Here is an 18,713-nt window from a genome sequence, read left to right on the forward strand (position 1 = left end):
CCCGCCGACACCCGGGCCGCGGCGTTCTTCGACGTCGACAACACGGTGATGCAGGGCGCGAGCATCTTCCACCTGGCGCGGGGCCTCTACCGGCGCAAGTTCTTCACCACCCGCGACATCCTCGGCGCGGCCTACAAGCAGGCCTACTTCCGCGTCGTCGGCGTCGAGGACCCCGAGCACGTCGCCGAGGCCCGCAACTCCGCGCTCGCCTTCATCGCCGGCCACACCGTGCAGGAGCTCGAGGAGGTCGGCGAGGAGATCTTCGACGAGGCGATGGCACACCGGATCTGGCCGGGCACCCGCGCGCTCGCCCAGATGCACCTCGACCAGGGCCAGCGGGTCTGGCTGGTCACCGCCGCGCCGATCGAGATCGCCAGCCTGATCGCCCGCCGGCTCGGACTCACCGGCGCCCTGGGCACCGTCGCCGAGCACGTCGACGGCGTCTACACCGGCAAGCTCGTCGGCGACATGCTGCACGGCCCGGCCAAGGCGGTGGCGGTCCAGGCGATCGCCGACCGGGAGGACCTCGACCTCTCCCTGTGCTCGGCCTACAGCGACTCCTACAACGACCTGCCGATGCTGAGCCTGGTCGGCGACCCGTGCGCCATCAACCCCGACGCCAAGCTGCGCGCGCACGCCCGCGCGGCGGGCTGGCGGATCCGCGACTACCGCACCGGGCGCAAGGCGGCCCGCGCCGGGCTCATCGTCGGCTCCGCCGCCACGGGGGCCGCGGTCGCCGGAGCGGTCATCAAGCGCCAGGTCGGCAAGCACCTCTGACCCCGACGGTGACGCCGGACGCCCTCTCCCTACCGCCGAGTAGGGTCGCGGGTCCACCCGTGTCCACCCGGTGTCCACCCTGTGATGACGGGTTCACCGATTCTGCTACCCGTGCGCCAGGATCGGCCGTAGTATCCCGCGAGGGGGCAAGAGGGAGGGGACCGGCATGACCGGGCAGCGCTATGACGTCGCGCGTGGGCTGTACGCCCTGCGCGCCGCCGTTCTCGCCGCGCTGACCCCTGCCCTGACTCCCGCGCTCGCCGGCGCCGGCGCCGGCGCCTTCGCGGCCGGCCCCTCGTCCCACCGCGCCGAGGGCTGGCTGCTCAGCGAGGCCCAGGTCGAGGACGACGGCTACGAGCGCTCCCCCGCCGAGGGATACGGCGACGCCACGCTCGCCACCTCCTCCGAGGACTCCCCCGAGGCCCGCGAGCGGCTGATCGCCCTCGTCGAGCTCGCCCGCGGCGGCGACGCCGAGGCGTTCGGGCAGCTCTACGACCACTACCAGCCGTCAGTCTACCGGTTCCTCTACTACCGGACCCGCTCGGTCGTCGTCGCCGAGGACCTCTGCTCCGAGACCTTCTTCCGCGCGCTGCGCAACATGTCGTCCTTCCGCTGGCAGGGCAAGGACTTCGGCGCCTGGCTGATGACCATCGCCCGCAACCTCGCCACCGACCACTTCAAGGCGGGCCGCACCCGCCTGGAGATGACGACCGAGGACATGGGCCAGCACGACGACGCGACCGAGGGCCCTGAGAACGCCGTCCTCGCCAGCCTCACCAACGAGATCCTGCTCGAGTCGCTCACCAAGCTCCCCAACGAGCAGCGCGACTGCCTCATCATGCGCTTCCTGCAGGGGATGAGCATCGCCGAGACGGCGGCCGCCCTGGGCCGCAGCGACGGCGCGATCAAGCAGCTCCAGCTCCGTGGCGTGCGCAACCTCGCCAAGCTGATGCCGGAGGGGCTGCGATGATCAATCGTGACTATGCGGCTCCGTCCGATCGGACCGTAACCAGCGGGACCCTCACGTCGTTGGATCTTCGCAGGAACCAGACACGAGGACGGACGTTGTGATGCGCGGGGCTGAGGAGTTCGACGAGCTGCTCTCCGGTCGCACCGGAGACAGCCAGGCGTACGCCGACCTGCTCGAGGTCGTGGCGTCGCTGCGCGCGCTGCCGCCGGTCGAGGCCCGTCCCGAGTTCGTCGCCTCGCTGCGCACCCAGCTGGTCGCGGCCGCCGAGCGTGAGCCGGCCCGCGCCGACAGCGACCTCGCCGCCCGGCTCACGCCGCGGCAGCGCCGGGGCGCCCGCGAGCGTCGTCTCGCCGCGGTCATCGGCGGCTTCGCCGTCGTCGCCGCCACCGGCTCGATGGCGATGGCCTCGCAGGACGCCCTGCCCGGCGACGTCCTCTACCCGGTCAAGCGGGCGCTCGAGAACGCCCAGACCAACCTGCAGTCCGACGACGCGTCGAAGGCCGACACGCTCATCGCGCACGCCGAGTCCCGGCTCGACGAGGCCGAGGCGCTCACCGCCCGCGGCGCCGACGCCGACGCGATCAACGCGACGCTGCAGGACTTCGCCGACCAGGCCAACCAGGCCTCCGAGTTCTCGCTCGACGACTACGGCACGACCGGCAAGGCCGAGCTGATCGCCGACCTGCGCGCCTTCGCCCGCGACAGCATGGACCGCCTCGGCGGCCTGGGCCCGATCGCCCCCGCCGCCAGCCGCCCGATGCTCATCACCGCGAGCCAGACCATCAAGCAGATCGACGCCTCCGCCTGGGAGGCCTGCCCGAGCTGCGCCGACGGCGCGGTCACCGAGATGCCGACCTTCGCCCTGCAGCCGCTGAGCGCGGACCTGCTGAGCGGCGACGTCCCCGGCCCCGCGTCGGTCTCCGACATCACTGCGCCGAAGAAGCCCGCCAAGCCGCAGGGCCAGCAGCCGACCCCGCCGGCCGACGGCGCCACCGACGCTCCGCTCGTCCCGCCGATCGACGTCCCGACGCCGGGCGGCACGCCGTCCCCGGGCACCATCGGCGGCACCCTCGGCAACACGGTCAAGGGCATCACCAACGGCGTCGGCGGCCTCACCGGTGGCGGCAAGACCGGCGGCTCGAAGCCGACCGACGGCTCGACCACGCCTCCCCCGTCGCTCACCGGCACGCTGATCGACGGTGTCAGCGGTGTGCTCGGCGGGCTGCTCGGCACCACGCCCAAGTAGCCGACCAGGCGGGTCAGCGGAAGACGGACTCGCGCTGCATCAGCAGGCTGTAGAGCGTCTGCTGGATCGTCTCGCGCACCTGGTCGGTCACATTGAAGACCAGCATCGGGTCCTCGGCCGCGCCGGCGTCGTACTCGTCGGTGCGGATCGGCTCGCCGAACTCGAGCAGCCACTTCGACGGCAGCGGCACCAGGCCGAGCGGGCCGAGCCACGGGAAGAGCGGCGTGATCGGGATGTAGGGCACGCCGAGCAGGCGGGCCAGGGACGGGATGTTGCCGACCAGCGGGTAGATCTCCTCGGCGCCGACCACCGACAGCGGAATGATCGGGACACCGGTGCGCAGCGCCGCGGAAACGAAGCCGCCGCGGCCGAAGCGCTGCAGCTTGTAGCGGTCGGCGAACGGCTTGCCGATGCCCTTGAAGCCCTCGGGCCACACGCCGACCAGCTCACCGCCGCGCAGCATCCGCTCGGCGTCCTCGTTGCAGGCCAAGGTGGCGCCGCCCTTGCGGGCGAGGGTGCCGACGACGGGCAACCGGAAGACCAGGTCGGCGCCGAGCGGGCGCAGGTAGCGGCCCGCGTGGTCGTGGATCGAGACCATCGTCATCAGGCCGTCGACCGGGATCGTGCCGGAGTGGTTGGAGACGACCAGGGCGCCGCCCTCGGCCGGGATGTTCTCGACGCCGCGGACCTCGATCCGGAACCACTTCTGCGCGATCGGGCGCAGCGCGGCCATGAAGAAGCGCTCAGTGACCTCGGCGTCGAAGCCGTACTCGTCGACGACGTACTCACCGGTGACGCGGCGGCGCAGGAACGCCAGGAAGCGGGCCAGCTGGGGCTCCCACTGGTCGCCGAAGAGCTCCTTGCTGGCGTGCTGGAAGGCGGCCAGCCAGTCGCCGACCGGGATCCCGGCGAGCGGGCCGGCGCCGCGCTCGTCGGTGCGGGCGGGCGCCGGGGCGCTCTCGGCCGGCACCGCGGGGACGTCGTCGACCGCCGCGGTCTCGATCACCGGGGCGTCGTCGGCGGGCCGCTCGGCGGCCGGCTTCGGCTCGGCGGTCGGCTTCGGCTCGGCGGCCTTCGTCGCCGGCGCCTTGCGCGGCGGGGTGGTCGTCTTGGGCGCGAGCCCGCGGGCGGCGGCCGAGGGCCGCTTGCCCGTGCCGCGGCCGGGCTGGCCGCGGGTGCCGATCGGGATGATCTCGGCGTCAGCCATCGTGGCCTCCAGCGACGGTGAGCTGGGCGGGACGGTCGTCGCTGACCGGCGGGAGGTGGTCGGCCAGCGCGTCGAGCACCCGCTCGACCCGGCGGCCGCCGGGCGGCAGCGTCGCGGCGAACTCCGCGAACGCGTCGGCCGTGGTGTAGCGCGGCTCGAAGCCGAGCTCGGTGCGCATCCGGGTCGTGTCGACCCCGCGCCCGTAGGTCAAGAAGGCGACCAGCTCGGGCGAGAGGTCGGCGACCCGCGCCGACTTGAGGGCCGAGCCGATGCCGCCGAAGGCGAAGCCGGGCACCGGGACGGTGGTCCGTCCGGCCCGGCGCAGCGCCTGGGAGAGCATGAGGAGGCCGTCGCCGGCGATATTGAAGGTGCCCGGGCGGTCGGCCTGGACGGCGTGCCGCAGCACCCGGTAGAGGTCGGTCTCGTGCAGGAACTGCAGCCGCGGGTCGAAGCCGAGCACGGTCGGGATGACCGGGAGCCGGAAGTACGACATCACCGGGCTGACCACGCGTGGGCCGGCGACATTGGCGCACCGCAGCAGCGTCACGTTGACGTCGGGACGGCGGCGCGCGAAGCCGCGCACGTACTGCTCGACCTCGGCGACGTCCTTGGCATAGCCCGAGCGCGGGGGACGCCGCGGCTCCATGTCCTCGGTGAACATGGCGGGGTCGCGGCTGCTGGCGCCGTAGGCCGTCGTCGAGGACTTCACCACGAGGGTGCGCACCCCCTCGGCCTTCTGGCAGGCCGCGAGGAGCTGCATCGTCCCGATGACGTTGAGCTCCTTCATGGTGCCGCGGGCACCGGCGGAGCCTGGGGTCGCGATCACGCTCATGTGGACGACGGTGTCGACGTCCTCCTTCGCGATGACCTTCGCGATGACCGGGTTGCGGATGTCGGCGCGCACGAACGTCACGTCGCCGAGGTCGCCCCGTGGGGGTACGACGTCGACGCCGATGACGCGGTCGATCCCGGGGTCGGTGGCAAGCGTGCGCGCAAGCGTGCGCCCGAGGTCACGAGAGACCCCGGTGACGAGGACCGTGCGTCCGGCGCCCATCTCTACCGACTCCTCGGATCAGGCCGGCGCGCGCAGCAGCGCGCCGGCACGGCGATTCCGCCCCGAGCGGCTCGGGCTACTTGCCGAGCTTGCGACGCTGAACGCGCGTCTTCTTCAGCAGCTTGCGGTGCTTCTTCTTCGCCATGCGCTTGCGGCGCTTCTTGATGACAGAACCCACGTGGAACCTCTCCAGATCGCCGAGCAGAGGCGCTCGGCGGACGTACGACGCACCGGGTAGACCCCGGAGCACCGGGTCAGCCTATCCGCCACCGCGTGACCGCGGTGAATCAGCGCAGGAGATGGGACGAAGATCGCACCCGCGGACCCGCGTCGGAATCCCCGCTTCAGCGGGGATTCCTGCGCTTCCTGACGGTTGCAACGGCCAGGAAGCGCAGGTTTTCGTCAGGAAGTGCCTCAGCCCGCGGAGTAGAAGGACTTGCGCAGGTACTCGTTGACGTCGTCCTCGGTCACCCGGAACGAGCGGCCGACGCGGACCGCCGGCAGGTCGCCGTTGTGGACGAGGCGGTAGACGGTCATCTTCGAGACGCGCATGACCGCGGCGACCTCGGCGATGGTGAGGAACTTGGGGTCCGGAAGGGACTCGGTGCGCTCGCGCGACGTAGGAGCCATGACTGACCACGCTTTCTGCGCGTCCGTCACCGCCTTCCCCAGCTGTGAACCCTGCGGACGCCTCTGCGTGAGAATAGGGCCAGATGTGACGCATGGGGAAGAGATTGCTCAGTGAAACTTTTGAGGCCCCGGCGTGTCGCCTTGACCGAGACTGGTTCGCGATAGGCCATGCATCCACGCTGCCACGGCCGACCAAGCCCGTCGTACGCTGAGGGCGTGTCGATCCCGATGACCTTCTGCTGGTGGCGCGCCTGACGGCGGCCGCCTCCTCGACACACCTCTCACCGGCCGCCCACGGGCGGCCGTTCTGCTTCTCCGAGAGCGACCGTGCGCGGCCGCCCGTGGGCCCTCGTCCCAGGAGCTCCACATGTCCCGACGCCTCTCCCTGCTCACCCCGAGCGGACGCCTCACCCTCGGCAACCTGCTCGGCGCCCTGCGCCCGATGCGCGCCGCCCAGGACGACGCCGAGTGCTTCTACGGCCTCTCCGACCTGCACGCGCTCACCACGCCGCGCTCCCCCGACGCGCTCCGCACCGCGATCGCCGAGCAGAGCACGCTCCTGCTCGCCGTCGGCCTCGACCGGGCCACGCTCTTCCGGCAGAGCCAGGTGCCGACCCACACCGCGCTGTCCTACCTGCTGGAGTGCGTCGCCACGACGGGCGAGCTGGGCCGCATGATCCAGTTCAAGGAGAAGTCGCGGCGCCAGGAGTCGGTGCGCGTCTCGCTGTCGACCTATCCGGTGCTGATGGCCGCCGACATCCTGCTGTACGGCGCCGAGCAGGTCCCGGTCGGCGACGACCAGCGCCAGCACATCGAGCTCGCCCGCGACCTCGCGCTCCGCTTCAACACGACCTACGGCGAGGTCTTCGCCGTCCCCGAGATCACCGTCCCGCCGGCGGGTGCTCGGGTGATGGACCTCGCCGACCCCACCAGCAAGATGAGCAAGTCCGGCGCCGACGCCGGCTCGATCGCGCTGCTCGACCCGCCCGACGTCGTACGACGCAAGATCGCGCGGGCCGTCACCGACTCCGACACCGGGCCCGACGCGGTGCGCGCCGACCGGGAGGCCAAGCCGGGCGTCACCAACCTGCTGGAGATCCTGGTCGCCTGCGGCGGCTCGCCCGACGGCGTCACGACCTACGGCGCGCTCAAGTCGGCGGTCACCGACGCCGTCGTCGCCGAGCTCGACCCGATCCGCAAGCGGTACGCCGACCTCGCCGCCGACCCGTCGTACGTCCACGAGGTCTATCGCCGCGGCGCCGAGCACTGCCGGGAGGTGACCGCGCCGGTCCTGGCCGCCGCCCGGGCCGCCATGGGCCTGTGAGCGGTGTCGGCGGGCGCTGGCAGACTGCGGTCCATGACGTTCCGGGCCCTGCTCCTCGACCTGGACGACACGCTGGTCGATCACCGCGGCGCGGCCGATCGCGGCCTGCGGGCCTGGCTCACCAGCCTCGGGGTGGCCGAGACGGCGTCCGATCTCGAGGAGCACGTGGAGCGCTGGTTCACGCTGGAGGCGCGCCACTACGAGCGCGCCCAGCGCGGCGAGATCACCTACGTCGAGCACCGGCGGGCGCGGATCCGTGACTTCCTGCCGAGCTGGGACCTCGCCGACGACGCGCTCGCCGACGACGTCTACGCCGGCTTCCTCGGCTACTACCGCGCGTCCTGGCGGGCGTTCGACGACGCCGCGGCCGCGATCGAGCGGGCGCGGCGGGCGGGATTGCCGGTCGGCGTCCTCACCAACGGCGAGCTCGCCATCCAGACCGAGAAGATGCGGCGCACCGGCCTGCTGCGCGACGACGTGCCGGTGTTCGCCTCGTCCGCACTGCCCGCGGCCAAGCCCGACCCGCGCTCCTACCTGACCGCCTGCGCGGCGCTCGGCGCCGACCCCGCGGCGACGCTCATGGTCGGCGACTCACTGCGGCACGACGTCGTCGGCGCGCAGCGGGCCGGGCTGCAGGCCCGGCTGCTCGACCGCTACGGCCGCTACGACGCGCGCCGGGCGGGCGTGCGCGTGACAGCGGTGCGCGGGCTGTCCGAGGTCGCCTAGACCTGGGGGTCGAGCGCGTCGATCCAGTCGGTCGCGAGCCGGTTGAAGCGATCGGCTTCCTCCCACATCGGCATGTGCCCGCTGTCCTCGAAGACGACCAGCTCGGCGTCCTTCGCGCTGTCGGCGACCCAGACGCCGGCCGCGACGGGCAGGCACTTCTCGTCGCGCCCCCACACGGCGAGGACCGGGACGGTGAGGTCGGGGATGACGGTTCGATAGTCGCGCTGGGTCTGGTCCGCCAGGATGCAGGCGGCGGTGTTGGGGAGCACCTTGAGCTCCTCCTCGACCATCCACGCCTGGTCCGCCTCCGACGGCAGCTCCTTGGTGAAGATCGTCGCGACCTCGGCACAGACGGCGCGGTAGTCGCCCTGCGCCGACCGGATCAGGTCGCGCAGGCCGAGGCGGTCGGTGAAGCCGTGCTCCCATCCGTCCGCCTTCAGGTCCATCGGCCCCTGGGAGACGCAGATCTGAGCGGCGATGCGGCTCGAGCCCGCGAACTGGGACAGGTACTCCCAGATCACGAAGTTGCCCATCGACCAGCCGACGGCGACGGCGCCGTCGAGATCGTGGCTGTGCAGGAAGTGCTCGAGATCGAGCGCGTACTGCGCGACGGTGTTGCCGCCTTGGCTGTCGCTCGAGTCGCCGTGGCCGCGGAAGTCGAGGGCGAACACGTGGAACCGCTGCGCGAGCGCGTCGACGTTGCGCTCGTAGAAGCGGCGCGACCCGAGCACGCCGTGGAGCAGGACGACGGGGCGCCCCTGACCGGCCTCGGTGTAGGCGAGTCGCGTGCCGTCCGGCAGCTGGTGGTGGCGCGTGGTCATCGGGTTGCCTCCTCGGGCTGGTCCTCCGCACTGAACGGGGCGTCGAGCGCGTCGATGCGGCGGCGGTTGACCACGAGGAGCACCACCCCGATGACGATCCAGGCCGCAGCGTAGAGCGGGAGCTGGTTCAGCGGAGCCGGAGGCGCGGGATAGAACTGCGCCGCCAACGGGATCACGAGCACCAGCGAACCGGCGACGGGGACGACGACGTGCTTGAGCACACGGAACTCGTGGTGGTGCTGGCGCCGGTAGAAGCGCGCCAGGCACAGGTTCGACGCGATGAAGACCAGGATGAGCAGCAGGCTCGCGGGAGTCGACACATAGGTGTACGCCGTCAGCCCGTCGACGCCGCTGAGCGACAGCAGCAGCGTGACCGTCACGCCGGCGACTCCGCCCGCGATGAGGGCGACGTGCGGCGTGCGGTGGCGCCGGCTCATCGAGCCGAACGCGGCGGGAATGACGCCTTCGCGCCCCAACGCGAACGCCACCCGCGCGAAGCTGTTGACCACCGCGATCTCCGCGCCGATGAGGGAGTTGATGAGGATCAGGTCGACCAGCGGGCGGATCGGGCCGGCGTACTGGCGGGCGAGCGTGTCGAAGGACGACGCGTCACTGGCGAGCTGGTCGATGTGGGACGGGCCGTAGCCGATCACCACGGCATAGCTGCCGACGATATAGATCAGGCCGACGACGACGGTGCATCCCAGGACGGCGATCGGCACGCTCCGCAGCGGGTTGCGGGTCTCCTCGGCCAGGGTCGCCGAGATCTCGAAGCCGACGAACGACAAGACGCCGAACACCATCGCGAGCCGGATCCCGGAGAGGCTGCTGTCGCCGAGATCCAGCGGCGCGGCACTGAAGCCCTCCGCCCCGCCGTGGACGAAGATCGCGCCGATGACGACCGCGATCGCGACCAGCTCGATGGCCAGCATCACGATGCTGAAGCGCTCGGAGAGCTTGATCCCGCGGATCGAGAGCGCGACCGTCAGCACGAAGACGACCGACGCACACCAGAAGTAGGAGACGCTGACGCCGAAGTCGGCCTCGACGATCGAGGACAGGAAGGCACCCGTGATGAGGCCGCCGCCGATGGTCGCGCCGAAGTACGCCCCGAAGGTCGACCAACCGACCAGAAAGCCGAGGCGGGAGCCGGCGGCGCGCTGGACGAATCCGTAGAAGGAGCCGGCCGAGGCGATCTTCGCGGCGTACTGGGCCACCGCGTAGGCGGTGAACAGGATCCCGACCATGGACGCCAGGAACGCGAGCGGCAGTGCGGCGCCGGCGGTGGCGGCCATGACCGGACTGTTGAAGAACAGCGAGATGGCCGGTCCCATGAGGACGGCTGACATGACGACGATGCCGACGACGCCGAGCGCGCCACTGGGCAGGCCGGCGTGGGACTCATCCTTGGCAGACATGCGTGAAGCCCTTTCGTGGAGGCTGCGCGAGATCTCAGGCAGCGGTGAATCCGCCGTCGACCGGCAAGGCGACGCCGGTGACGAACGAGGCGTCGTCCGACGCGAGGAACAGGACCGCCCGAGCGATCTCCATCGGCTCGGCGAGCCGACCGGTGAGGGGATGGATGGAGCCGTACTCGGCGAGAGCCTGCTCGGGGTCGGGGTGACCCTCGAGCACCGCCGTGATCATGGGCGTGCGGACGGCGCCCGGACAGACGCAGTTGGACCGCACGTACGGCGCGTAGTCGAGTGCGACGCCGCGGGTGAACTGCACCACCCCCGCCTTCGACGGGCCGTACGCCGCCTCCTGCGGCCATCCCACCAGCGCGAGCGCCGACGCGATGTTGACGATGGATCCCTGCCGCTCGACGAGGTGGGGAAGACAGTGCTTCACAGTCAGGAAGGTCCCGCGCAGGTTGACCGCCTGGGTGTGGTCCCAGTCCTCGACCGGCGTGTCGCCCGCGGCTGACTGAGGTCCGGCGACACCGGCGACGTTGACCAGGACGTCGACCGTCCCGAAGGCGTCGGTCGCCGCCGACACCGCGCGAACGACGTCCTGCTCGACGGAGACGTCGGCCGCGACGGTGAGCATCCGGCCGGCGTCCCGGTCCGGCCAGGCGTCCCGCAGCCGCTCGCCGTTGAGGTCGACCCCGACGACCCGGGCGCCCTCGGCGAGGAAGAGTCCGGCGACCGCGGCGCCGATGCCCTGCGCCGCTCCCGTGACAAGAGCGACCTTGCCGTCGAGGCGTGACCCTTCCCGGGGATGCTCGTGGCTCATCGCGCGGTGACCCCGCCGTCGACCGGGAACGCGACACCCGTGATGAATCCCGCCTCGTCGGAGGCGAGGAAGGCGATCGCGGCCGCGATCTCCGACGGGTCTGCGACCCGGCCCAGCGGCTGCTCGGCCGCGATCTCCCGCAGCGCCTCGGCGGGGTCGGGACGCTCGGCGATCCATCGTTCGACCAAGGGCGTGCGGGTGAATCCGGGGCAGACGGCATTGACCCGGACGCCGTGGGCGGCGCCGTCCATCGCCGATGCCCGGGTCAGTCCGAGCACGCCGCTCTTGCTCGCGCAGTAGGCCGCCTGCCCGGGCCAGCCGACGAGTCCGGCGTCCGACGACGTGCTCACGATCGCGCCGCGACCGGCCTTGATCATCGCCGGGAAGACCGCCCTGATCCCGTGGAACACCCCGGTGAGGTTGACGCCGATCACCTGGGCCCAGTCCGCGGAGGTCGTCTCCCACACCGCTCCGGCCAGCGTCACGCCCGCGTTGTTGACCAGGACGTCGATGCGCCCCTCGCGGCCGAGGATCTCGTCGGTGAGACCGGCGAAGGCGTCGGCGTCGGTGACGTCGAGCGCGGCGCCCTCGGCGGACCCTCCGGCCGCGCGCAGCTCGTCGGCGACGGCCTGCGCCTGCGTCCCGTCGCGGTCGAGGACCCAGACCCGCGCGCCCTCGCCGACCAGTCGTTCGGCGCTCGCGCGACCGATGCCGGACGCGCCTCCCGTGACCAGGGCGACCTGGCCGTCGAATCGCTTCATGTTGCACATCATGCAAGGAACTTGCATGTGGATCAAGACCCTGCATTCAATCTTTTTGCATTCGGCTCAAGTGGGGCGATACTGGTGCAGTGACCGGCCATGACGACGAGGACGCCATCGAGCTCGGACGACGGATCCGCGGGCTGCGCCAGTCGCACGGGCAGTCCCTCGCGGACCTCGCGCGAGGCGTGGGCCTCACCGAGTCCTTCCTCAGCCGCCTCGAGCGCGGGCAGACGGGCGTGACCGTCGACAACCTGCGCAAGATCGCCGGCTTCTGGAATATCGAGATCGTCGATCTCCTCCAGCGCGAGACCGGCCCCAAGCCCCTCGTGGTGCGCAGCGGCGAGGGTCCCGCCCTGCAGGCCGAGGCCAATGGTGGACTGCAGGCGCGCGCCGAGACCCTCATCCCCCGCGCAGGCGCCGCACTCCAGGCGACCCTGTACCGGACCGAGGCGGGCAGCGGCCGGTTCGAGGCCTTCAGCCACGCCGGCGAGGAGATCGTCTTCGTCGTCTCCGGCCAGGTGCGCTACTTCGTCGCCGGCGAGGTGCACGAGCTCGCGGAGGGCGACAGCATCTGGCACAGCAGCGAGAGCCCCCATCGCTGGGAGGCCCTAGCCGGCGACTCGGTCACCCTTCACGTCAACACGCCTCCGGCCTGGTGACCCGGCTCAGCTGCCCAGCTCCTGCGAGCGGTCGCGTGCCGCCTCGAGCGCGGCCAGGAACGCCGCCCGCACCCGGTGGATCTCCAGCTCGCGCAGCGCGGCCGCGGTGGTGCCGCCGGGCGAGGTGACCTGCTCGCGCAGCACCGCCGGGTGCTCGCCGGTCTCCTGCAGCATGGTGGCCGACCCGACGAGGGTCTGGACGACGAGCTCCTGGGCGATGGTACGGGGCAGGCCGAGGTGCACGCCGGCCTCGATCATCGACTCCACGATGAAGAAGATGTAGGCCGGGCCGGAGCCGCTGATCGCGGTGACCGCGTCCTGCTGCTTCTCCGGCACCCGGACGACCTTGCCGACCGAGGCCATCAGCGCCTCGGCCTCGACCAGGTGGCTCTCGTCGCAGTGGGTGCCGGGCGAGATCGCGGCCATGCCCTGGTCGACGAGCGCGGGCGTGTTCGGCATGACCCGGACGACGGCGACGCCCGCGGGCACGTGCGACTCGACGAAACCGGTGGTGATGCCGGCGGCGAGCGAGACGAGCAGCTGGCCGGGGCGCAGGGCCGGGCCGAGCTCGGTGAGGACGTCGCCCATGTCCTGCGGCTTCACGACCAGCAGGACCGTCTCGGCGTCGGCGGCCGCGACGACCTGGTCGACCACCTGCACGCCGTACTTGGCGGCGAGCTCGGCGGCGCGCTCCGGTCGCTTCTCGACGACGACGAGCTGGTCGGCGCTCCGGCCGGCTCGGATCAGGCCGGACAGGAGGGTCTCCCCCATCACACCGGCGCCGATGACAGCGGTCCGCTTCTCAGTCACGGGTCTGGCTCGCTCACTTCTTGGAGATCAACGACGTGAGAAACAGTGACAGGTTGGCCGGACGCTCCGCCAGTCGCCCCACGAGATGGCGGAACCAGTCGCTGCCGTAGACGACCTGGACCCGCACCTGCTCGCCGCTCGCGATCAGCCGTCGGTCGTGCGGGGCGATCATCGGGTAGCCCTCACCGCCGAGCAGCACCTTGAGGCAGCGGACGTAGGCCCGGTCGACCGGAAGTCCTGGCGCAGCGCGGTCACCAGCGCCAGAGCCGCGTCCACGTCGGCCGCAGGCGCCAGCGTCACCGTCGCGCCGGCATGTGCCGCCGTCAGGCAGATCCTGCGGGCGTCGCCGGGCAGGTCGTCCAGCGTCTCCGGCCGGATCATGATGTCGGCGCCGCTCGCGAGGCCCGCGTCGGAGAGCCGGTCGAGGAGGGTCCGGTACGCCGAGACGGCCGGGATGCTCCGCCCGCCCAGGTGGTCGACGGTGACCGGGATCCCGTCCGCCGCGCGCACAGGCCCCAACGTAGGGGCCTTCCTCAATCGGTACGGCGACGGAGGGTCGCCGCGCCGAGGGCCAGCGCCCCCAGGGCGAAGGCCGCGACGATGCCGACGTCGCGCCACACCTGGCCGGTCGCGGTCGTCGCCGCGAGCTGCTGCATGGCGTCGACGGCATAGCTGAGCGGCAGCACACCCGCGACCGCCTCCAGGAACGCCGGCAGCGCGTCGCGGGGCACGAGCAGCCCGCAGAGCAGGATCTGCGGCACCACGACGGCGGGCAGGAACTGCACCGCCTGGAACTCGGTGCGCGCGAAGGCCGACACGAACAGCCCCAGCGCCGTACCGAGCACGGCGTCGGCGACGCCGACGACGCCCAGCAGCACCGCAGGGCCGCTGATGTGGAGGTCGAGCAGGCCGAGCGTCACGCTCACCGCGAGCGCCGCCTGCACCGCGGCCACCGCCCCGAACGCCAGCGCATAGCCGCAGAGGAAGTCGAGCCGACCCATCGGCATCGTGAACAGCCGCTCCAACGTGCCGCTCGAGCGCTCGCGCAGCGTGGTGATGCTGGTGACCAGGAACATCACGAAGAACGGGAAGATCGCCAGCAGGGCCGGCCCGATCCGGTCGAACACCAGCGGGCTGCCGTTGAAGATCCACCACAGCAGCACCTGCAGCAGGCACGGCAGGACGAGCAGCATCGCGAGCGTCCGGTGGTCGCGACGGAGCTGGGTCAGCACGCGGACGGCGATCGCGAGCGTCACCCGCGGCGTCATGCGGCGCCGTCCCGGTCGACGCCCTCGACCAGCGCGAGGAAGGCGGTCTCGATGTCGGCCGCGCCTTGCCGGGCCTTGATCTCGACCGGCGTGCCCTGGGCGATGATCCGCCCCTCACGCATGAGCAGCAGGCCGTCGCAGCGCTCGGCCTCGTCCATCACGTGGCTGGAGACGAGGACGGCGGTGCCGGCCTCGGCGATCCGGTTGAAGAGCGCCCAGAGGTCGCGTCGCAGCACGGGATCGAGGCCGACCGTCGGCTCGTCGAGCACCAGCAGCTCGGGGTTGCCGAGCAGGGCGACGGCGAGTCCGACCCGGGAGCGCTGACCGCCGCTGAGCCGCCCGACCACCGCGTCGCGGTGGCTGCCGAGGTCGACCGCGGCGACGGTGGAGTCGGCGGCGGCGGGCGGAAGGCCCAGCACCCGGGCGAAGAAGCGCAGGTTCTCGAGGACCGTCAGGTCGTCGTACACGCTGGAGGACTGGGTCTGATAGCCGACCCGGTCGCGCAGCGGCGGGCTGCCGGCGGGCTCGCCGAGCACGGTGACCGTGCCGGCCGCGATCCGCTGGACGCCGACGACACTGCGCAGCAGCGTCGACTTCCCGCATCCGGACGGGCCGAGCAGGCCGGTGACGCCCGCACCGACGGACAGGTCGAGGCCGTCGAGCACCGCGCGTCCGCCGCGGACGACGCGCAGCCCGGCGAGCTCGACGATGGTCACGATCCGTCCGCCTCCCCCACCGGTACGGCGCTCAGGTGCTCGATCGCGAACTCCAGGGACTCGCGCAGGTCGGCCTCCCGCTCCTCACGGTCCGCGCAGCGCCGGGTGTTGATCTCGAGCACCACCTCGCCGTCGAAGCCGGACGCCGCCAGGTGCTGGAGGAAGTCGGCCGCCCGCATGTCGCCTCGGCCCGGGACCAGGTGCTCGTCCTTGGCGGAGTCGGTGCCGTCGGTGAGGTGGATGTGGCGCAGCCGCCCGCCGAGCCGCTCGGCCATCGCGATCGGGTCGTCCTGCGCGATCGCCGCGTGGGACAGGTCGATCGTGGTGTTGGCGTAGGTCTCGTCCGACGGATCCCAGCCGGGGAGGTACATCTCAAGCCGGCGCCGCGAGGCCCGCCAGGGATACATGTTCTCGACCGCGAACGAGATGCCCGACGACTCCTCCAGGGCGGCGATCCCGTTGACGAAGTCGCGTGCGTACTCCCGCTGCCACCGGAACGGCGGGTGCACGACGACCACCTCCGCCCCCACCGCGCGGGCCATCTCGGCGGAGCGCTCGAGCTTGCCCCACGGCTCGACGCCCCACACCCGCTGCGTGAACAGCAGGCAGGGCGCGTGGATCGCGCAGATCGGGATCTCGTGGTGCTCGGAGAGCTGACGGACCGCGTCGACCTGCTGCGAGAGCGCGTCGATGCCGACCATCACCTCGACGGCCTCGTAGCCGACCGACGCGGCGTACGCGAAGGCGTGGGCGGTCGACTCGGGATAGACCGAGCTGGTGGAGAGCCCGACTCTCGGGCGCCGCCCCCGGGACGTCATGGCTCGTCGGTGACGCTGAGCTTGTCGAGCCGCTCGAGGATGACGCCCTCCCGCAGCGCCCACGGGCAGATCTCCAGCTCGGAGAGGTCGAAGATGTCCATGCAGGCCTCGGCCACCAGCGCGCCGGGAACGATCTGGTGCGTGCGGCTCGGCGAGACGCCGGGCAGCTCCGCGAGCTCCTCGGGCGTCATGGCGATCAGCTTGGGGATCCAGTCGCGCAGCTCGTCGAGCGGCAGCACCCGCGGCACCAGCGGGCCGTCGCCGGACGGCGCAGCGCCGCAGATGCGCGCCAGGGAGCGGAAGGTCTTGGACGTCGCCGACGCGCGGTGCGTCGTACCGGCGCGCAGCAGATGGCCGGCGTCACGGGCGATCTCGGTGCGGATCCGGCGCCGGATCTGGCGCACCTGCTCGTCATCGGGCCGTGCGCCGAACTCCGAGCGCGCCAGCCGGGCCGCCCCGAGCGGCAGCGACCACGCGACATCGGGCCGCTCGTCGGACCCGGCCGCGATCTCCAGCGACCCGCCGCCGATGTCGAACACCGCCAGCCGCCCCGCGGACCAGCCGAACCAGCGTCGTACGGCGAGGAAGGTCAGCCGCGCCTCGTCCTCACCCGGCAGCACCTCGATCCGGACGTCGGTCTCGCGCTCGACGTGCGCCAGCACCTCCTCGGAGTTGCCCGCGTCGCGCACCGCCGACGTCGCGAACGACAGCATCTCCTCGCAGCCCTTCTCCTCCGCGACCCGCAGGGCCTGCGCGGTGAAGGCGGTCAGCGCCTCGATGCCCGTCGGCGAGACGTCGCCGGCGTCGTCGAGGTGCTCGGCGAGACGCAGCGGCTCCTTGTAGGAGTACGCCGGCAGCGGCGCGGCGCCGCCGTGGGCATCGACCACGAGGAGGTGACCGGTGTTCGAGCCGATGTCGAGCACGCCCAGACGCATGGTTCCAAGGTACTAGTCGCACGGCGCGAGCACGTCGTCGCTCCGCTCCGCCGCGCTGCCGCGCACGCGGTCGAGGCCGCAGAGCCTGACGATCGACCGGCGGCCAGACGCCGGCGCGGCGCCAACCCCGGCCTCCTCGGACTCCGGTCGCTCCTTCGTCGCTCCCTCCGCCTCGTCGTCCGCCGTTCCCGCCGCTGCCTCGCAGTTCCGCGACCGCCCGACGGCTCGATCGACCACCCGGCCACTACAGTTGAGCAGTGCCCGAGGTCTCGCTCGACTTCCCCCGTGCGTGGGTGGAGTTCATCAATCCCGCCGACGAGACCGAGGTGATCAAGGCCGACCTGACCTGGCTCACCTCGTCCTACACCTGCATCTTCGGCAACGGCTGCGCCGGCATCTACGCCGACTCCCCCGACGTCGGCTGCTGCACGCTCGGCGCCCACTTCGCCGACAAGGACGACGAGCGCCGGGTCGAGGGCTTCGTCCAGCAGCTCACGCCGGAGCACTGGCAGTTCCACCCCGGCCGCCCGGTCAAGCGCAAGGACTGGGTCGAGAAGGACGAGGACGGCGAGCGCAAGACCCGCATGCACGAGGTCGCCGGCCAGCGGTCCTGCGTCTTCGCCAACCGCCCGGACTTCGCCGGCGGGGCGGGCTGCGCGCTGCACGGCCTCGCGCTCGAGCTGGGCCGCAACCCGCTCGAGACCAAGCCGGACGTGTGCTGGCAGCTGCCGATCCGCCGTACCTTCCGCGAGGTCGAGCGGATGGACGGCACGTCGTACGTCGAGGTGACGATCACCGAGTACGACCGCCGCGGCTGGGGCGCCGGCGGCCACGATCTCGACTGGTACTGCTCGGGCAACACCGAGGCCCATGTCGCCGTCGAGCCGGTCTACCTCACCAATGAGGCAGAGCTGGTCGCGCTCGTCGGCCAGGAGGCGTACGACGAGCTGGTGCGGCACTGCGAGGCCCACGTCCGCTCGCGTTCGGCGCTCGCGCTGCACCCCGCCGACCCCCGCTGAGTCCCACCTTTCACACCCGCAGACCTCTCGACATCAAGAGACAGCGACCCCGATTCGTCACTGCTCTCAGGACATGCTCAGAATGTGGCATGCGCCTCGATCATCTCTCCTACGCGGCAGGTCCCGACGGACTCGAGAGCACGGCGGCCCGCCTGGGCGCTGCGATCGGGCGCGACTTCGTCGACGGCGGTGTGCACCCCCGCTTCGGCACGCGCAACATGATCCTTCCGCTGACCGACCGCACCTACCTCGAGGTCGTCGAGGCGCTCGACCACCCGGCGTCCGACAAGGCCCCCTTCGGCCAGGCTGTGAAGGCCCGCTCCGCCCTCGGCGGCGGCTGGCTCGGCTGGGCGGTCGCCGTCCCCGACATCGCGGTGGTCGAGGAGCGCCTCGGTCGCTCGGCCGTTCCCGGCTCGCGGCACCGCCCCGACGGCACCGAGCTGCGCTGGAAGCAGATCGGCATCAACGGCCTCATCGCCGACCCGCAGCTGCCCTTCTTCCTGCAGTGGGACGTCCCGGCCGACCTGCACCCGTCGACCGGCGCCGACGGCACCGTGTCGCTGGCCGGCATCGAGATCGCCGGTGACCCGCAGCGCGTCAGCGAGTGGCTCGGCGAGACCGTCGAGGCGCCGCTCGAGGACGTCAAGGTCGAGTGGGTCGCCCCGCACGGCACCCCCGGCATCCTCGCCGCGCAGGTGCTGACCCCCAACGGCATCGTTCGCATCTGACGCTCA

23 protein-coding genes are annotated in these 18,713 nt (G+C 71.9%); 8 read left to right on the plus strand and 15 right to left on the minus strand.

Annotated elements, in window-relative coordinates; translation table 11 throughout:
- From AB4880_RS07400 to AB4880_RS07410, 3 genes are all read left to right on the plus strand, one after another.
- The coding region (locus AB4880_RS07400; RefSeq protein ID WP_367918569.1) for an HAD family hydrolase at positions 1 to 777 on the plus strand (777 nt) is incomplete at its 5' end.
- Between the two features lie 166 nt (positions 778 to 943).
- On the plus strand, positions 944 to 1,747 hold the full coding sequence (locus AB4880_RS07405) for a sigma-70 family RNA polymerase sigma factor (protein ID WP_367918570.1): 804 nt from the start codon (positions 944 to 946) through the stop codon (positions 1,745 to 1,747).
- A gap of 100 nt (positions 1,748 to 1,847) precedes the next feature.
- Entirely contained in the window at positions 1,848 to 2,993 is a 1,146-nt protein-coding gene (locus tag AB4880_RS07410) for a DUF5667 domain-containing protein (RefSeq protein WP_367918571.1), read from the plus strand.
- A gap of 13 nt (positions 2,994 to 3,006) precedes the next feature.
- Here the strand turns inward: AB4880_RS07410 and AB4880_RS07415 are convergent, their stop codons facing one another.
- From AB4880_RS07415 to AB4880_RS07430, 4 genes are all read right to left on the minus strand, one after another.
- Positions 3,007 to 4,200 carry a lysophospholipid acyltransferase family protein gene (locus AB4880_RS07415; protein WP_367918572.1) on the minus strand — a complete coding sequence of 398 codons (1,194 nt, stop codon included), beginning with the start codon at positions 4,198 to 4,200 and terminating at the stop codon, positions 3,007 to 3,009.
- Positions 4,193 to 5,254, minus strand: a complete 1,062-nt coding sequence (locus tag AB4880_RS07420) for an SDR family oxidoreductase (protein WP_367918573.1) — start codon at positions 5,252 to 5,254, stop codon at positions 4,193 to 4,195. Before AB4880_RS07420 ends, AB4880_RS07415 begins: the two co-directional genes overlap by 8 nt.
- A 76-nt stretch (positions 5,255 to 5,330) precedes the next feature.
- Positions 5,331 to 5,432: a 30S ribosomal protein bS22 gene (locus AB4880_RS07425; protein WP_008356322.1), complete on the minus strand. Its 102-nt coding sequence runs from the start codon at positions 5,430 to 5,432 to the stop codon at positions 5,331 to 5,333.
- Positions 5,433 to 5,668: 236 nt separating this feature from the next.
- The gene (locus tag AB4880_RS07430) at positions 5,669 to 5,884 is read right to left on the minus strand and encodes a helix-turn-helix domain-containing protein (protein ID WP_367918574.1); all 216 of its coding nucleotides are present in this window, start codon (positions 5,882 to 5,884) and stop codon (positions 5,669 to 5,671) included.
- Between the two features lie 367 nt (positions 5,885 to 6,251).
- On the opposite strand from AB4880_RS07430, the gene trpS reads away from it, so the two are divergent.
- Positions 6,252 to 7,208: a tryptophan--tRNA ligase gene (gene trpS, locus AB4880_RS07435; protein WP_367918575.1), complete on the plus strand. Its 957-nt coding sequence runs from the start codon at positions 6,252 to 6,254 to the stop codon at positions 7,206 to 7,208.
- Between the two features lie 33 nt (positions 7,209 to 7,241).
- Positions 7,242 to 7,934 carry an HAD family hydrolase gene (locus AB4880_RS07440; RefSeq protein ID WP_367918576.1) on the plus strand — a complete coding sequence of 231 codons (693 nt, stop codon included), beginning with the start codon at positions 7,242 to 7,244 and terminating at the stop codon, positions 7,932 to 7,934.
- Here the strand turns inward: AB4880_RS07440 and AB4880_RS07445 are convergent.
- Genes AB4880_RS07445 through AB4880_RS07460 form a run of 4 tightly spaced genes read right to left on the minus strand, consistent with a single transcriptional unit; the run spans position 7,931 to position 11,751 of the window.
- Positions 7,931 to 8,755: an alpha/beta fold hydrolase gene (locus tag AB4880_RS07445; protein WP_367918577.1), complete on the minus strand. Its 825-nt coding sequence runs from the start codon at positions 8,753 to 8,755 to the stop codon at positions 7,931 to 7,933. The genes AB4880_RS07440 and AB4880_RS07445 overlap by 4 nt on opposite strands.
- Positions 8,752 to 10,173: an APC family permease gene (locus AB4880_RS07450; protein WP_367918578.1), complete on the minus strand. Its 1,422-nt coding sequence runs from the start codon at positions 10,171 to 10,173 to the stop codon at positions 8,752 to 8,754. The genes AB4880_RS07445 and AB4880_RS07450 overlap by 4 nt, the downstream gene beginning before the upstream one ends.
- A gap of 34 nt (positions 10,174 to 10,207) precedes the next feature.
- Positions 10,208 to 10,990, minus strand: coding sequence for an SDR family NAD(P)-dependent oxidoreductase (locus AB4880_RS07455; protein ID WP_367918579.1), 783 nt, complete (start codon positions 10,988 to 10,990; stop codon positions 10,208 to 10,210).
- Entirely contained in the window at positions 10,987 to 11,751 is a 765-nt protein-coding gene (locus tag AB4880_RS07460) for an SDR family NAD(P)-dependent oxidoreductase (protein ID WP_367918580.1), read from the minus strand. The genes AB4880_RS07455 and AB4880_RS07460 overlap by 4 nt, the downstream gene beginning before the upstream one ends.
- Positions 11,752 to 11,840: 89 nt before the next feature.
- On the opposite strand from AB4880_RS07460, the gene AB4880_RS07465 reads away from it, so the two are divergent.
- Positions 11,841 to 12,413, plus strand: coding sequence for a helix-turn-helix domain-containing protein (locus AB4880_RS07465; RefSeq protein WP_367918581.1), 573 nt, complete (start codon positions 11,841 to 11,843; stop codon positions 12,411 to 12,413).
- Between the two features lie 6 nt (positions 12,414 to 12,419).
- Here AB4880_RS07465 and proC read toward each other — a convergent pair whose 3' ends face one another.
- Genes proC through AB4880_RS07500 form a run of 7 tightly spaced genes read right to left on the minus strand, consistent with a single transcriptional unit; the run spans position 12,420 to position 16,960 of the window.
- Positions 12,420 to 13,223: a pyrroline-5-carboxylate reductase gene (proC, locus tag AB4880_RS07470; protein ID WP_367918582.1), complete on the minus strand. Its 804-nt coding sequence runs from the start codon at positions 13,221 to 13,223 to the stop codon at positions 12,420 to 12,422.
- A 13-nt stretch (positions 13,224 to 13,236) separates the two neighbouring features.
- The gene (locus AB4880_RS07475) at positions 13,237 to 13,395 is read right to left on the minus strand and encodes a hypothetical protein (RefSeq protein ID WP_367918583.1); all 159 of its coding nucleotides are present in this window, start codon (positions 13,393 to 13,395) and stop codon (positions 13,237 to 13,239) included.
- Positions 13,392 to 13,733: a hypothetical protein gene (locus AB4880_RS07480; RefSeq protein WP_367918584.1), complete on the minus strand. Its 342-nt coding sequence runs from the start codon at positions 13,731 to 13,733 to the stop codon at positions 13,392 to 13,394. The genes AB4880_RS07475 and AB4880_RS07480 overlap by 4 nt, the downstream gene beginning before the upstream one ends.
- 23 nt (positions 13,734 to 13,756) lie before the next feature.
- Positions 13,757 to 14,491, minus strand: a complete 735-nt coding sequence (locus AB4880_RS07485) for an ABC transporter permease (RefSeq protein ID WP_367918585.1) — start codon at positions 14,489 to 14,491, stop codon at positions 13,757 to 13,759.
- Positions 14,488 to 15,207: an ABC transporter ATP-binding protein gene (locus AB4880_RS07490; RefSeq protein ID WP_367918586.1), complete on the minus strand. Its 720-nt coding sequence runs from the start codon at positions 15,205 to 15,207 to the stop codon at positions 14,488 to 14,490. The genes AB4880_RS07485 and AB4880_RS07490 overlap by 4 nt, the downstream gene beginning before the upstream one ends.
- A complete protein-coding gene (locus AB4880_RS07495) occupies positions 15,204 to 16,025 on the minus strand; it encodes a sugar phosphate isomerase/epimerase family protein (RefSeq protein WP_367918587.1) in 822 nt (273 codons plus the stop codon). Before AB4880_RS07495 ends, AB4880_RS07490 begins: the two co-directional genes overlap by 4 nt.
- Positions 16,022 to 16,960, minus strand: coding sequence for a Ppx/GppA family phosphatase (locus AB4880_RS07500; RefSeq protein ID WP_367918588.1), 939 nt, complete (start codon positions 16,958 to 16,960; stop codon positions 16,022 to 16,024). The genes AB4880_RS07495 and AB4880_RS07500 overlap by 4 nt, the downstream gene beginning before the upstream one ends.
- Before the next feature lie 257 nt (positions 16,961 to 17,217).
- Between AB4880_RS07500 and AB4880_RS07505 the strand changes: the two genes are divergently transcribed.
- Positions 17,218 to 17,979 (plus strand): DUF3109 family protein, encoded by a 762-nt coding sequence (locus AB4880_RS07505; protein ID WP_367918589.1) that lies wholly within the window; start codon positions 17,218 to 17,220, stop codon positions 17,977 to 17,979.
- A gap of 89 nt (positions 17,980 to 18,068) precedes the next feature.
- Complete coding sequence (locus tag AB4880_RS07510) at positions 18,069 to 18,707, plus strand: VOC family protein (protein WP_367918590.1); 639 nt, start codon at positions 18,069 to 18,071, stop codon at positions 18,705 to 18,707.
- The last annotated feature ends 6 nt before the right edge of the window (positions 18,708 to 18,713 follow it).

Origin of the sequence: Nocardioides ginsengisoli, from assembly GCF_039537225.1 — a bacterium.
Lineage (GTDB): Bacteria > Actinomycetota > Actinomycetes > Propionibacteriales > Nocardioidaceae > Nocardioides > Nocardioides ginsengisoli.

Bases quoted from the DNA above. Each gene is read 5' to 3' on its own strand.
- AB4880_RS07405 (WP_367918570.1), top strand. From the start codon at position 944: ATGACCGGGCAGCGCTATGACGTCGCGCGTGGGCTGTACGCCCTGCGC.
- AB4880_RS07410 (WP_367918571.1), top strand. From the start codon at position 1,848: ATGCGCGGGGCTGAGGAGTTCGACGAGCTGCTCTCCGGTCGCACCGGA.
- AB4880_RS07415 (WP_367918572.1), bottom strand. From the start codon at position 4,200: ATGGCTGACGCCGAGATCATCCCGATCGGCACCCGCGGCCAGCCCGGC.
- AB4880_RS07420 (WP_367918573.1), bottom strand. From the start codon at position 5,254: ATGGGCGCCGGACGCACGGTCCTCGTCACCGGGGTCTCTCGTGACCTC.
- AB4880_RS07430 (WP_367918574.1), bottom strand. From the start codon at position 5,884: ATGGCTCCTACGTCGCGCGAGCGCACCGAGTCCCTTCCGGACCCCAAG.
- trpS (WP_367918575.1), top strand. From the start codon at position 6,252: ATGTCCCGACGCCTCTCCCTGCTCACCCCGAGCGGACGCCTCACCCTC.
- AB4880_RS07440 (WP_367918576.1), top strand. From the start codon at position 7,242: ATGACGTTCCGGGCCCTGCTCCTCGACCTGGACGACACGCTGGTCGAT.
- AB4880_RS07445 (WP_367918577.1), bottom strand. From the start codon at position 8,755: ATGACCACGCGCCACCACCAGCTGCCGGACGGCACGCGACTCGCCTAC.
- AB4880_RS07450 (WP_367918578.1), bottom strand. From the start codon at position 10,173: ATGTCTGCCAAGGATGAGTCCCACGCCGGCCTGCCCAGTGGCGCGCTC.
- AB4880_RS07455 (WP_367918579.1), bottom strand. From the start codon at position 10,990: ATGAGCCACGAGCATCCCCGGGAAGGGTCACGCCTCGACGGCAAGGTC.
- AB4880_RS07460 (WP_367918580.1), bottom strand. From the start codon at position 11,751: ATGAAGCGATTCGACGGCCAGGTCGCCCTGGTCACGGGAGGCGCGTCC.
- AB4880_RS07475 (WP_367918583.1), bottom strand. From the start codon at position 13,395: ATGATCGCCCCGCACGACCGACGGCTGATCGCGAGCGGCGAGCAGGTG.
- AB4880_RS07485 (WP_367918585.1), bottom strand. From the start codon at position 14,491: ATGACGCCGCGGGTGACGCTCGCGATCGCCGTCCGCGTGCTGACCCAG.
- AB4880_RS07495 (WP_367918587.1), bottom strand. From the start codon at position 16,025: ATGACGTCCCGGGGGCGGCGCCCGAGAGTCGGGCTCTCCACCAGCTCG.
- AB4880_RS07500 (WP_367918588.1), bottom strand. From the start codon at position 16,960: ATGCGTCTGGGCGTGCTCGACATCGGCTCGAACACCGGTCACCTCCTC.
- AB4880_RS07510 (WP_367918590.1), top strand. From the start codon at position 18,069: ATGCGCCTCGATCATCTCTCCTACGCGGCAGGTCCCGACGGACTCGAG.